Here is a 14,285-nt window from a genome sequence, read left to right as displayed (position 1 = left end):
GGGTTGCACCCGGTTGCACCTCTGTCGGCGCACGGCTAATCTTGCCGCCAGCTGATGCCACGCAGTCGTGGCAAACATGAGGACAAAAAACATGGCTACCACCACCCTTGGCGTCAAGCTTGACGACCCGACCCGCGAACGCCTCAAGGCTGCCGCGACCTCGATAGATCGCACGCCGCACTGGCTGATCAAGCAGGCAATTTTCAATTACCTGGAAAAACTCGAGGGTGGTGCAACCCTGACCGAGCTGAACGGTTTGACCACCGCTGCCGCTGACGACGCGGGCGAAGTTCATACCGACCACGCACACCAGTGCTTCCTCGAATTCGCCGAAAGCATCCTGCCGCAATCGGTACTGCGCGCCTCGATCACCGCCGCTTACCGTCGTCCGGAGCCGGAAGTGGTGCCGATGCTGATCGAGCAGGCGCGCCTGCCGGCACCAATGGCAGAAGCCACCAACAAGCTCGCCGCTTCCATTGCCGAAAAACTGCGCAACCAGAAGAGCGCCGGCGGCCGTGCCGGTATCGTTCAGGGCCTGCTGCAGGAATTCTCCCTGTCGTCCCAGGAAGGCGTGGCACTGATGTGCCTGGCCGAAGCGCTGCTGCGCATCCCGGACAAAGGCACCCGTGACGCATTGATCCGCGACAAGATCAGCACCGGCAACTGGCAGCCGCACCTGGGCAACAGCCCGTCGCTGTTCGTCAACGCCGCCACCTGGGGTCTGCTGCTGACCGGCAAACTGGTGTCCACCCACAACGAAGCCGGCCTGACTTCGTCCCTGAGCCGCATCATCGGCAAGAGCGGCGAGCCGATGATCCGCAAGGGCGTCGACATGGCGATGCGTCTGATGGGCGAGCAGTTCGTCACCGGCGAAACCATCGCCGAAGCCCTGGCCAACGCCAGCAAGTTCGAAGCCAAGGGCTTCCGCTACTCCTACGACATGCTGGGTGAAGCGGCGCTGACCGAACACGACGCGCAGAAGTACCTGGCCTCGTACGAACAAGCCATCCACTCGATCGGCAAGGCCTCCCACGGTCGTGGGATTTATGAAGGCCCAGGCATTTCGATCAAGCTGTCCGCCCTGCACCCGCGCTACAGCCGCGCCCAGTACGAGCGCGTGATGGACGAGCTGTACCCACGCCTGCTGTCGCTGACCTTGCTGGCCAAGCAATACGACATCGGCCTGAACATCGACGCCGAAGAAGCCGACCGCCTCGAACTGTCGCTGGATCTGCTCGAGCGCCTGTGCTTCGAGCCGCAACTGACCGGCTGGAACGGCATCGGTTTCGTGATCCAGGCTTACCAGAAGCGTTGCCCGTACGTGATCGACTACGTGATCGACCTGGCTCGCCGCAGCCGTCATCGCCTGATGATCCGCCTGGTGAAAGGCGCGTACTGGGACAGCGAAATCAAGCGCGCCCAGGTCGAAGGCCTGGAAGGCTATCCGGTCTACACCCGCAAGGTGTACACCGACGTGTCCTACATCGCTTGCGCACGCAAACTGCTGTCGGTGCCGGAAGTCATCTACCCGCAATTCGCCACCCACAACGCCCACACCCTGTCGGCCATCTACCACATCGCCGGCCAGAACTATTACCCGGGCCAGTACGAGTTCCAGTGCCTGCACGGCATGGGCGAACCGCTGTACGAACAAGTTGTAGGCAAGGTTTCCGAAGGCAAGCTGAACCGTCCGTGCCGTGTGTACGCACCGGTCGGCACTCACGAAACCTTGCTGGCTTACCTGGTGCGTCGTCTGCTGGAAAATGGCGCGAACACCTCGTTCGTTAACCGCATTGCCGACCAGTCGATCTCGATTCAGGAGCTGGTGGCCGATCCGGTGGCCAGCATCGAACAAATGGCAACACTGGAAGGCGGCTTCGGCCTGCCGCACCCGCGCATCCCGCTGCCACGTGACCTGTACGGTTCGGAACGTGCCAACTCCAGCGGTATCGACATGGCCAACGAACATCGCCTGGCTTCCCTGTCCTGCGCCCTGCTGGCCACCGCACACAACAACTGGAAAGCCGCGCCGATGCTCGGTTGCGCCTCCAGCACCGAAGCCCCGGCACCGGTGCTGAACCCGTCCGATTTGCGTGATGTCGTCGGCCATGTGCAAGAAGCCACCGTCGAAGACGTCGACAACGCGATCCAATGCGCCCTGAACGCCGCCCCGATCTGGCAGGCCACCCCGCCTGCCGAGCGCGCCGCGATCCTGGAACGCGCCGCTGATTTGATGGAAGGCGAGATCCAGCCACTGATGGGCCTGCTGGCCCGTGAAGCCGGCAAGACCTTCGCCAACGCCATCGCCGAAGTGCGCGAAGCCGTGGACTTCCTGCGTTACTACGCGGTGCAGGCACGCAACGACTTCACCAACGACGCTCACCGTCCGCTGGGTCCTGTGGTGTGCATCAGCCCGTGGAACTTCCCACTGGCGATCTTCAGTGGCCAGGTCGCCGCCGCACTGGCCGCCGGTAACCCGGTGCTGGCCAAGCCTGCGGAGCAGACGCCGCTGGTCGCTGCCCAGGCCGTGCGCCTGCTGCTCGAAGCCGGGATTCCGGAAGGTGTGCTGCAACTGCTGCCGGGCCGTGGCGAAACCGTCGGTGCCGGCCTGGTGGGCGACGATCGCGTCAAAGGCGTGATGTTCACCGGTTCCACCGAAGTGGCTCGCCTGCTGCAACGCAACATCGCCGGTCGCCTGGACAGCCAGGGCCGTCCGATTCCTTTGATCGCCGAAACCGGTGGCCAGAACGCAATGATCGTCGACTCCTCGGCGCTGACCGAACAAGTGGTCATCGACGTTGTATCGTCGGCCTTCGACAGCGCCGGTCAGCGTTGCTCGGCACTGCGCGTGCTGTGTTTGCAGGAAGATTCCGCCGACCGCGTCATCGAAATGCTCAAGGGCGCCATGGCAGAAAGCCGTCTGGGCAACCCTGAGCGCCTGTCCGTTGACATCGGCCCGGTGATCGACGCCGAAGCCAAGGCCGGCATCGAGAAGCACATCCAGGCCATGCGCGACAAAGGTCGCAGCGTGTACCAGGTGGCCATCGCCGATGCCGAAGAAGTCAAACGCGGCACCTTCGTGATGCCGACCCTGATCGAACTGGAAAGCTTCGACGAACTGCAGCGGGAGATCTTCGGCCCGGTGCTGCACGTGGTTCGCTACAAGCGCAAGGACATCGACCAGTTGATCGGCCAGATCAATGCGTCCGGCTACGGCCTGACCCTGGGCGTGCACACTCGCATCGACGAGACCATCGCCAAGGTGATCGACACCGTCAATGCCGGTAACGTCTACGTCAACCGCAACATTGTTGGCGCCGTGGTCGGCGTGCAGCCGTTCGGTGGTGAAGGCCTGTCGGGTACGGGTCCGAAGGCCGGTGGTCCGCTGTACCTGTACCGCTTGTTGTCGACGCGCCCGACCGATGCCATCGAGCAATCCTTCGCTCGCGGCGATGCCGCCGTGGCGCCGGACGTGCGTCTGCGTGAGGCGATGAGCAAGCCGCTGACCGCCCTCAAAGCCTGGGCCGACAGCAACAAGTTCGCCGACCTGAGCACCCTGTGCGTGCAGTTCGCCGCGCAATCGCAAAGCGGTATCACCCGCGTCCTGGCCGGCCCGACCGGCGAGCGCAACAGCTATGCGATCCTGCCGCGTGAACACGTGCTGTGCCTGGCGGAAGTCGAAGGCGATCTGCTGACCCAACTGGCGGCGGTACTGGCCGTCGGTGGTTCGGCGGTGTGGCCGGAAACGGACCTGAGCAAGGCGCTGTTCGCACGCCTGCCGAAGGACATCCAGGCACGCATCAAGCGGGTGGCCGACTGGAACAAGGACGAGGTGGTGTTTGATGCGGTTCTGCATCACGGCCATTCCGATCAGTTGCGCGCGGTTTGCCAGCAAGTGGCCAAGCGCGCCGGCGCCATCGTCGGTGTTCAGGGCTTGTCGCAGGGTGAATCCAACATTGCCTTGGAGCGCCTGGTGATCGAGCGGGCGTTGAGCGTCAACACTGCGGCGGCGGGTGGTAATGCCAGCCTGATGACGATCGGCTAAACCGCCAAGTGTCAGTTACACAAAATGGGCGCCCTGAATGGCGCCCATTTTTTTGCCCTGTAGGAGCCGGCTTGCTGGCGATCAGTACAATGCGGTGCATCTGGAGCACTGCTATCGCCAGCAAGCCGGCTCCTACAGGGTCGTGTTTGGCTTCTCCATCACGCAGATCAATCATCCTATTCAGCCTCTATTCCTCAACCTAGACTCGGCCCATTCCAACAAAAGGTAGGCCGCCATGTCCGAGACGTTGCTCAGTTCCCGTAATCTGGCTTTCGAGCTGTATGAAGTCCTCGATGCCGAGGGCCTGACCCAGCGTGAGCGTTTTGCCGAGCACAACCGCGAAACCTTCGATGCCGCCCTCGGCACCGCCCGCAGCATTGCCGAAAAATTCTTCGCCCCGCACAACCGCAAGGGTGACGAGAACGAACCGCGCTACGAGGACGGTCGGGCGATTCTGATTCCGGAAGTGAAACCGGCGGTGGACGCCTTCCTCGAGGCCGGTTTCCTCAACGCCGCGCGCAGTTTCGAGGCCGGCGGCATGCAACTTCCTACGCTGTTGTCCCAGGCCTGCTTCGCGCACTTTCAATCGGCCAACGCCGCATCGACCTCGTACCCGTTCCTGACCATGGGCGCGGCCAACCTGATCGAAAGCTTCGGCAGCGACGAGCAGAAGCGCCGCTTTCTGCAACCGATGATCGACGGGCGCTTCTTCGGCACCATGGCCCTGACCGAGCCCCACGCAGGCTCATCCTTGTCGGATATTCGTACACGCGCCGAGCCTGCGTCCGACGGCACTTATCGCCTCAAGGGCAACAAGATCTTCATCTCCGGCGGCGATCACCCGCTGTCGGAAAACATCGTGCACATGGTCTTGGCCAAGCTGCCGGACGCACCGCCCGGGGTGAAAGGCATCTCGCTGTTCATCGTGCCCAAGTTCCTGGTCAACGATGACGGCAGCCTGGGCAAGCGCAACGATGTGCTGCTGGCCGGCCTGTTCCACAAGATGGGCTGGCGCGGCACCACCTCCACCGCACTGAATTTCGGCGATAACGGCGACTGTGTCGGCTATCTGGTGGGCAAGCCGCACCATGGCTTGAGCTACATGTTCCAGATGATGAACGAAGCGCGGATCGGCGTCGGCATGGGCGCGGTGATGCTCGGTTATGCGGGGTATCTGTATTCGCTGGAGTACGCCCGTGAACGTCCACAAGGACGGGTGCCGGACAGCAAGGATCCGAACACCGCACCAGTGGCGATCATCCAGCATGCCGACGTCAAGCGCATGCTGCTGACCCAGAAGGCCTATGTCGAAGGCTCCTTCGACCTGGGGCTGTACGCCGCGCGACTGTTCGACGACACCACCACCCTTGAGACCGAAGCCGAACGCAAACAGGCCCATGAACTGCTGGATTTGCTGACGCCGATCGTCAAATCCTGGCCGTCGGAGTTCTGCCTGAAGGCCAACGAACTGGCGATCCAGATTCTCGGCGGCCATGGCTACACCCGCGAGTATCCGGTGGAGCAGTACTACCGCGACAACCGCCTGAACCCGATCCACGAAGGCACCCACGGCATTCAGTCGCTGGACCTGCTGGGTCGCAAGCTGGCGCAGAACGGTGGTGCCGGGCTCAAGCAACTGATTCGCCTGATCGCTGACACCGCCGAACGCGCGCAAGCGTTCGAGTCGCTGTCGCCACTGCGTGAGCCTTTGGAGAAGCTGGTAGCTCGCCTGCAAACCGTGACCATTGGCCTGCTGACGGACCTGGCCCAAGGCAAGGTCAACAACAGCCTGGCGAATTCGGCGCTGTACCTGAAGGTGTTCGGCCATACCGTGATCGGCTGGCGCTGGCTGGAACAGGCCATCCGCGCCGAGGAAGGGTTGGCCAAAGGGAATGCGGCGGATGTGAGCTTCTATAAGGGCAAGCTGCAGGCGGCGCGGTATTTCCTGACCTGGGAAATTCCGAGCTGCCACCATGAGCTGGCGATTCTTGAGACGCGGGATGATGTGTGTTTGAACATGCAGGATGAGTGGTTCTGACAGCCACAAAAAGATCGCAGCCTGCGGCAGCTCCTACATTGGAATGCGTTCCTTTGTAGGAGCTGCCGCAGGCTGCGATCTCTTGATTTTGATTCAGCTCAGCTTGAACCCACCCATCTGCCGCGCCAAATCATCGGCCAACCGCTGCAACGTCTGACAATCTTCACGGCAAGCCCTGACCTCTCCCGCCGTCGCCCGCGCCAGATCGGAAATCCCTTGCACGTTGCGGTTGATCTCTTCGGTCACCGCCGACTGTTCTTCCGTCGCGGTCGCCACCTGATGGTTCATGTCGCTGATGCGCTCGATCTGGCCAGTAATCGCCGTCAGCGATGCCCCGGTCTTCTGACTGGATTCAACACCGGTGCCGGTGGCCGCTTGCCCGGTATGCATCGATGACACCGCATTCTCAGCGCCCTGCTTGAGGCTGCCGATCATCTGCTGGATTTCATCGGTGGACGACTGCGTCCGTCGCGCCAACGTGCGAACTTCATCGGCCACCACCGCGAATCCTCGCCCCATGCCCCCCGCCCGCGCCGCTTCGATCGCCGCGTTCAACGCCAGGAGATTGGTCTGCTCGGAGATCCCGCGAATCACCGCCAATACCTGATCGATCGACGCCACTTGATTAGCCAGTTCGCCCACAGCGCTGGCGGCCACACCGATTTCGTCGGACATGCTTTCGATATGGCGAATCGAGCCGCCAACCACGCCCCGAGCCTGCAAGGCTTCATCACGAGCCGTTTGCGAAACGAGCGCCGCGTTACCGGCGTTCTGCGCAATTTCTTGCACGGTCAGGCCCATTTCGTGGACAGCGGTGGCGACCATGTCGGTCATCTCCTGCTGGCGCCCGGAGCGCTCGGCAGTGTTGTCCACCACCCGCGCCACTTGGCCGACCGCCGTGCGCAGGCGTTCGCTGGTGGTCAATACTTCGCCGATCATGTCGCGCTGGCTGTCGAGGAATCGATTGAAACCGCGCGCCAGGTCGCCCAGCTCATCGGCGCGGCTGGCATCCAGCCGATGAGTCAAATCGCCACCACCGCTACCAATGGCTACCAGTGCGGCTGTTACCTGGCGAATCGGCCGTACCAGTCCACGGGCCAGCAACACCACCAGCAACAGGCACACCAGCGCCACCGCCAGGCCAATGCCGCTGCTCATCCACATGGCACGCCGCGCCTCGGCGTAGATCTGCGATTGCGGCACTTCGGCCACCAGGGTCCAACCCAGATCACGCAACGGCAGGCTCAATGCCAGATAATCCTCGCCATCGCGGACGAAGCTGCTGGTGGCGGCGGCATTTTTTTGACCCATGACGGCATGCGCCGCCGACTGGCCAATCTGTTCGCTCAGGGTGCGCTTGCCGCTGAATTGCGCCTCGGGATGTACCTGAATCAAACCGTCGGAACGTACGAGATAGACCTTGCCGCGCTCCCCGAAGCTGAAGTTGTGAATCAACTCGGACAGCTCTTTCATGCTCAGTCCGAGCCCGGCGACGCCCACGACCTTGCCCGCCTGTTCAACCTTGATGTCGATGAAAAGCGCCAATTCTCCGGTGGCCGTGTCGTTGTCGATATTGAGGGTGCGCGGCTGGTTGCTGTCGAGGAACGAGTAGAACCAGGCGTCTTTGGGGTTGGAACGACTGAGGGTGCGGTCCAGGCCTTTTTCAGTGATGTAGTGGCTTGACGCAGTCCCGATGATCAGCGCGGTGAAGGCCTTGTGCTCGGCGCGAATACCTTCCAGATACTGTGAAAACACAGGGGTCTGGGCAGTGCTCTCACCGTCGGCCAACCAGTCGCGCACCATGCTGTTGTTGGCGATGTCCCTAGCGGCGGTTAGGGGCTGAACGAGGATTCGCTCGATGTCATTGCGCATCGCTTCGATGCTCGACGGCAACGCTTGTTCGACCAGATAGCTCTGGGCGAGGCGGTTGACCACAAGGGTATAAATGCCAACCACGATCAGCACGCTGACCAGCAGGGCGGTGCCCATGCTCAGGATCAACTGCCATTGAATACTGCGTCGCCAGAACTGCATGGAGCACCCCCAAAGAATAAGAGGCTGAGACACTGCAACAGCCGTGCCGATTGTATACATCCAAACCGACAATTTATTCTTTGGTTGTGCGCAAAGCCGATCAGGCCTGATTGATCGTCTTGGAGATCACTTCAACCGTGGCGTTGACTTGCTCTTGGTAACGGTCGAGTTCGAGCTTGTGCTGCTTTTGCATTTCAATCTGCTGGGAACACAGGTTCATCGCGGCCAGCACCAGCAATCGGTCACCGATCAGTGTCGGGTACTTCTTTTTGGTCTCGGCCAGGGCAGCCTTCAACATCAACGCAGCATCCAGCAGGGTTTGTTCTTCCCCGGCCGGTGCCTTGATCGAATAGTCCTCTCCCAGGATCGAGACGACTTTTACCCCTGCGCCGTAACTCATGCGCTGACTGATTCGACTAGAGGCCCAGCGCTGACGCGCTCAACCAAAGCTTGAATACGTGCTGCGGTAGCGCCGTGCTTTTCTTCCTGCTCCATCAGGCTCAGTTGCAGGCTTTCGTTTTCATCCTTGGCCTGGGCCAGTTCTGCGCTCAGGGCTTGGTTGGTGTCGATCAGGGTCTGATTCTGTTGTACCAGGTCGCTGACCAGCTGTTCCAATTGGCTTAGGGATGCTTCCAACATTTTGATTTTTCCAGGCATTTTCAAAGGGCGCGTACGATAAAGAAAAGTCATCGTGGGCGCCAGGGTTAAACAGGCGCAAGGCCTTGATTTTCCTGGCGAGTGACGTTTCTCGCGAACTTTAAAGACTGTGATTGATTGATCTGGTTCCTGCACTTCGTCGCCACGGTTTAGCCGGTTGCCGCTAAAAGCAAAAGATCGCAGCCTGCGGCAGCTCCTACATTGGAATGCATTTCCCTGTAGGAGCTGCCGCAGGCTGCGATCTTTTAATCGGCAAAAAGCTTTTTGACAGCATCACATTTCAACAGGTTAGAATCGCTGGCACGCAGACTGCATGGTCAGTTTGTGCCCGCCTTTCAGCTTTCTGGAGTACTGCCTTTGAATGCGACGACCATCAACAGCCTGTTCTTGATCGGCGCGTTGCTGGTAGGTGCGAGCATTCTGGTGAGCTCACTTTCTTCGCGCCTGGGCATCCCGATTCTGGTCATCATCCTCGCCGTGGGCATGGCCGCCGGTGTCGATGGCGGCGGCATCATCTTTGACAACTACCCCACCGCTTATTTGGTCGGCAACCTCGCACTGGCGGTGATTTTGCTGGACGGCGGTTTGCGCACCCGGGTGTCGAGTTTCCGCGTGGCGTTATGGCCGGCACTGTCGTTGGCCACGGTCGGCGTGTTGATTACCACCGGGCTGACTGGCATGGCCGCCGCCTGGCTGTTCAACCTGAATCTGATTCAAGGCTTGCTGATCGGCGCCATCGTGGGCTCCACCGATGCCGCGGCGGTGTTTTCATTATTGGGTGGCAAAGGCCTGAACGAACGGGTGACCGCGAGCCTGGAAATCGAGTCCGGCAGCAACGACCCGATGGCGGTGTTCCTCACCGTGACCCTGATCGACATGCTCGCCAGCGGCCAGACCGGCCTGCATTGGAGCCTGCTGACTCACCTGCTGCGCGAGTTCGGCATCGGTGGCGTCATCGGCTTGGGCGGCGGCTGGCTCATGCTGCAACTGGTCAACCGCATCAACCTGGCCACCGGTCTCTATCCGATCCTGGTCATCGCTGGCGGCCTGGTGGTCTTTGCCCTGACCAACGCCCTGCATGGCAGCGGCTTCCTGGCGGTGTACCTGTGCGGCCTGGTGATCGGTAACCGCCCTGTGCGCAGCCGCCACGGCATTCTGCACATGCTCGATGGCATGGCCTGGCTGGCGCAGATCGGCATGTTCCTGGTGCTGGGGCTGCTGGTCACGCCCCACGACCTGCTGCCGATTGCCTTGCCGGCTCTGGGCCTGGCGCTGTGGATGATTCTGTTTGCCCGACCGCTGTCAGTGCTGGTCGGCCTTCTGCCCTTCAAGGCCTTCCATGGGCGTGAAAAGGCCTTCATTTCCTGGGTCGGCTTGCGCGGCGCGGTGCCGATCATTTTGGCGGTGTTCCCGCTGATGGCGGGTTTGCCCAACGCCCAGCTCTATTTCAACCTCGCTTTCTTTATCGTGTTGGTGTCGCTGCTGGTGCAGGGCACGAGCCTGCCGTGGATCGCCAAGCTGTTGAAGGTAACGGTGCCACCGGAACCGGCGCCGATCTCCCGCTCCGCCCTGGAAGTACACGTCACCAGTGAGTGGGAGCTGTTCGTTTATCGCCTCGGTGCCGAAAAGTGGTGCATCGGTTCGCACCTGCGTGAACTGAAAATGCCCGAGGGCACCCGTATCGCAGCCCTGTTTCGTGGCGAACAACTACTCCATCCGTCGGGTAGTACGGTGCTCGAAGTCGACGATTTGCTCTGCGTAATCGGCCACGAACACAACCTGCCCGCCCTCGGAAAACTGTTCAGCCAGGCGCCGCAACGGGGCCTCGATTTGCGCTTTTTCGGCGACTTCGTACTCGAAGGAGACGCCCAGCTGGCCGCGGTTGCTGCCCTGTACGGGCTGAAGGTCGAAGGCATCGATCCGGATATGTCCCTGGGTCGCTTCATTGCCCAGAAAGTCGGCGGCGCTCCGGTGGTCGGCGACCAGGTGGAATGGAACAACACCATTTGGACCGTCGCGGTCATGGACGGGAACAAGATCGGCAAAGTGGGCGTCAGATTCCCCGAAGGAAGTCGCCCGGGTCCGGGACTCTTCCTCTAAACTCAATTCTTCGCCTCGTATACTGATCGGTCTTTATGCCAAGCCTGCGCACCTTTTTCGTCATGGTCCTGTTGGGCCTGAGCCTCTCCGTCGGCACGCTGCAAGCCGCCGAACCACCCTCCCGCGAATCCGTGCAGGCAAGCCTGGACAAGATCGCCGACCGCAAACTGCCGGAGGCGGATCAAAAAGCCTTGCAGTCGGTTCTGCAAGGCACGCTGACGCAGCTCAACAATCGGCGGGATTACGAGCAAAAGCTCAGCGAACTCAAACAGCAATTAGCCTCGGCCCCCAAGCAGACCATCGAAAACCAACGGGAGTTGACGCGCCTCAAGGCCACTTCGGTGGTGCCGGTTGCGCAACGCTTTACCAAGGAGTCGATTCCTCAACTTGAGCAACTGCTCACTGAACGTTCGACCCAGCAAGCCGACCTGCAAAAAGCCCTGTCAGACGCCAACAGCCTGATCATTACGGCCCAGACGCGCCCCGAGCGCGCGCAGGCCGAGATCGCCAGCAGCCAGACACGCATCCAGCAGATCAACAACATCCTCAAGAGCGGTAAGGACAGCGGTAAGGCCCTGAGCGCCGAGCAGCGTGACCAACTCAACGCCGAACTGGCTGCACTCAACGCCCTGATCCCTCTACGCCGCCAGGAATTGGCTGGCAACACTCAGTTGCAAGACCTGGGCAACAGCCAGCATGACTTGTTATCGGAGCGATCCGACCGCCTGGATCAGGAGATCCAGGAGCTGCAAAATCTGATCAACCAGAAGCGCCTGGCACAGTCGCAAGAGACGGTGACGCAGCAGTCCATCGAAGCGCAGAAGGCCGGTGGCAGCAGCCTGTTGGCCACCGAAAGCGCCGCCAACCTGAAGCTTTCCGATTACCTGCTCAAGAGCACAGACCGGCTCAACGAAGTCACCCAGAAAAACCTGCAGACCAAGCAGCAACTGGACAGTGTGACCCAGAGTGATGCTGCCCTGGACGAACAGATCAACGTGCTCAAGGGCAGCCTGCTGCTCTCCAAGATTCTCTACAAACAGAAACAGGCCTTGCCGCGCCTCAGGGTCGATCGCGACCTGGCCGACCAGATCGCCGACATTCGCCTGTATCAGTTCGAAGTCAGTCAGCAACGGGAGTTGCTCAGTAACCCGGTCACCTATGTCGACAACCTGCTGTCGACCCAACCGCCCGAGCAAGTCACCCCGCAACTGCGCAAGAGCCTGCTGGAACTGGCCACCACCCGTGCGGACCTGCTGGAGCGTTTGAGCCGTGAGTTGAGTGCTGTGCTCAACGAGTCCATCACCCTGCAACTGAACCAAAAACAATTGCTGAGCACCGCGCAAAGCCTGCGGGCGACGCTCGATGAGCAGATGTTCTGGATTCCCAGCAACAAGCCGTTGGACCTGGAATGGGTACGCGGCGTGCCTGACCGCCTGAAGCGTCAGATCGACACCCTCCCCCTCGCCTCCAGCCTGAGCGAGCTGACCGATGGCCTGACTCAGCGTCCGCTACTGTTCCTGCCGCTGGCGCTGCTGATCGGTGCGCTGCTGTGGCGTCGCAAGCAGCTGTATGCCCGACTGAACAAGGTTCACCAGGACATCGGCCACTTCAAGCGCGACAGCCAGTGGCACACACCTCAAGCGATTCTGATCAATATTTTGCTGGCGATGCCGGTGTCGTTGGGTCTGGGGCTGTGTGGACTGGCCCTGCAAATCGATGCACGCGGGCAGAACGCCAATATGGGCGCGGCACTGATGCAAATGGCCGGGACCTGGCTGGTGTTCTACACCGCCTATCGAATCCTGGCACCAGGTGGTGTGGCGGAACTGCATTTTCGCTGGGAAAAACGTCAGGTCGAATTCCTCCGAGGTTGGGTTCGCAGGCTTGGCATGGTGGTGATGGCGCTGGTCGCCGTGGTAGCGGTTGCCGAGCTGCAGCCGGCGATACTGGCCGACGATGTATTGGGCATGCCGGTGGTGCTGATCTGCTACGCCTTGATGACCTGGCTGCTCAGCCGCCTGCTGCTCAGCAGCCCGACCCACGAACACGCCTCGCTGTTCCGCAAAGCCGTGGCCATCATGTTCACCGCCTTGCCGGTCGCCCTGTTCGTGGCCGTGTGCTTTGGCTACTACTACACCGCACTGAAACTCAGCGACCGACTGATCAATACGTTGTACCTGCTGATGTTCTGGATAGTGATCGAAGCCACCTTCGTACGCGGCCTGAGCGTCGCGGCACGCCGCTTGGCCTATCAGCGTGCCCTGGCCAAGCGTCAGGCCGCCAAAGAGGCCGGTGATGGCGAAGCGGTGATCGAAGAACCGACCATGGACATCGAGAAGGTCAACGAACAGTCCCTGCGACTGATCCGCCTGGCGCTGCTCGGTGGCTTCATGGCCCTGTTGTACTGGGTGTGGGCCGATCTGATCACGGTGTTCTCATACCTGGACAACATCACTCTCTACGAATACACCAGCGGCACCGGCGCCAATATGAGCATGGTGCCGATCAGCATCGGCGACATGCTCGGCGCATTGATCATCATCGGCATCACCTTCGCCCTGGCACGCAACCTGCCGGGCCTGCTGGAAGTGTTCGTGCTGTCAAAACTGAACCTGGCCCAGGGCAGCGCCTACGCCACCACGACGCTGCTGTCCTACGTGATTGCCGGCGTCGGTTTTGTCTCGACCCTCTCGACCCTCGGCGTCAGCTGGGACAAGTTGCAGTGGCTGGTGGCGGCGCTGTCGGTGGGCCTGGGCTTCGGCATGCAGGAAATCTTCGCCAACTTCATTTCCGGCATCATGATCCTGTTCGAACGTCCGGTGCGGATCGGCGACACCATCACCATCGGCAACCTGTCGGGCACGGTGAGCAAAATTCGCATCCGTGCCACAACCATCACCGACTTCGACCGTAAGGACATCATCGTCCCAAACAAAACGTTCATTACCGGACAACTGATCAACTGGTCCCTGACCGACACCATCACCCGGGTGACACTCAAGCTTGGGGTGGACTACGGCTCTGACCTGGACCTGGTCAAGGAACTGCTGCTCAAGGCCGCGCGGGAAAACCCACGGGTGCTCAAGGAGCCAGAACCCCATGTGTATTTCCTGAACTTCGGCGAAAGCACCCTCGATCACGAGTTGCGCATGCATGTGCGCGACCTCGGCGACCGCAACCCGGTGCTCGATGAGGTCAACCGCTTCATCAACCGTGAGTTCAAGAAACAACACATCAACATCTCGTTCCGGCAGATGGAGGTTTACCTCAAAAACCTTCATGGTCAGGAATACAAGATGGTGCCGATCGAGCCGGAAACGAAAACCATCGTGCCACTCAACGATGACAAGCAACCGCCGCTGGCACCACCTGCCGCTAAACTCGACTAACCGGCCATTCCCCAGCAGAATG

7 protein-coding genes are annotated in these 14,285 nt (G+C 60.9%); 4 read left to right on the top strand and 3 right to left on the bottom strand.

The window, feature by feature from the left end; genetic code table 11:
* The first annotated feature begins 91 nt into the window (after positions 1 to 91).
* Both putA and ABTV22_RS02130 read left to right on the top strand, forming a co-directional pair.
* On the top strand, positions 92 to 4,045 hold the full coding sequence (putA, locus tag ABTV22_RS02135; protein ID WP_433738345.1) for a trifunctional transcriptional regulator/proline dehydrogenase/L-glutamate gamma-semialdehyde dehydrogenase: 3,954 nt from the start codon (positions 92 to 94) through the stop codon (positions 4,043 to 4,045).
* A 235-nt stretch (positions 4,046 to 4,280) separates the two neighbouring features.
* Positions 4,281 to 6,083 (top strand): acyl-CoA dehydrogenase, encoded by a 1,803-nt coding sequence (locus ABTV22_RS02130; RefSeq protein WP_433738344.1) that lies wholly within the window; start codon positions 4,281 to 4,283, stop codon positions 6,081 to 6,083.
* A gap of 93 nt (positions 6,084 to 6,176) precedes the next feature.
* Here ABTV22_RS02130 and ABTV22_RS02125 read toward each other — a convergent pair whose 3' ends face one another.
* From ABTV22_RS02125 to ABTV22_RS02115, 3 genes are all read right to left on the bottom strand, one after another.
* Positions 6,177 to 8,117 carry a methyl-accepting chemotaxis protein gene (locus ABTV22_RS02125; RefSeq protein ID WP_433738343.1) on the bottom strand — a complete coding sequence of 647 codons (1,941 nt, stop codon included), beginning with the start codon at positions 8,115 to 8,117 and terminating at the stop codon, positions 6,177 to 6,179.
* A gap of 100 nt (positions 8,118 to 8,217) precedes the next feature.
* Complete coding sequence (locus ABTV22_RS02120; protein ID WP_433738342.1) at positions 8,218 to 8,517, bottom strand: cell division protein ZapA; 300 nt, start codon at positions 8,515 to 8,517, stop codon at positions 8,218 to 8,220.
* Complete coding sequence (locus tag ABTV22_RS02115) at positions 8,514 to 8,756, bottom strand: hypothetical protein (protein WP_433738341.1); 243 nt, start codon at positions 8,754 to 8,756, stop codon at positions 8,514 to 8,516. Before ABTV22_RS02115 ends, ABTV22_RS02120 begins: the two co-directional genes overlap by 4 nt.
* Positions 8,757 to 9,131: 375 nt before the next feature.
* Between ABTV22_RS02115 and ABTV22_RS02110 the strand changes: the two genes are divergently transcribed.
* Together ABTV22_RS02110 and mscK are read left to right on the top strand one after the other, a co-directional pair.
* A complete protein-coding gene (locus ABTV22_RS02110; RefSeq protein WP_433738340.1) occupies positions 9,132 to 10,874 on the top strand; it encodes a potassium/proton antiporter in 1,743 nt (580 codons plus the stop codon).
* Positions 10,875 to 10,909: 35 nt separating this feature from the next.
* The gene (mscK, locus tag ABTV22_RS02105) at positions 10,910 to 14,263 is read left to right on the top strand and encodes a mechanosensitive channel MscK (RefSeq protein ID WP_433738339.1); all 3,354 of its coding nucleotides are present in this window, start codon (positions 10,910 to 10,912) and stop codon (positions 14,261 to 14,263) included.
* The last annotated feature ends 22 nt before the right edge of the window (positions 14,264 to 14,285 follow it).

Origin of the sequence: Pseudomonas putida, assembly GCF_050990305.1 — a bacterium.
GTDB classification, from domain to species: domain Bacteria; phylum Pseudomonadota; class Gammaproteobacteria; order Pseudomonadales; family Pseudomonadaceae; genus Aquipseudomonas; species Aquipseudomonas putida_AH.
The sequence above is the reverse complement of the archived record's forward strand: the minus strand, read 5'-3'. Positions and strand labels throughout refer to the sequence as shown.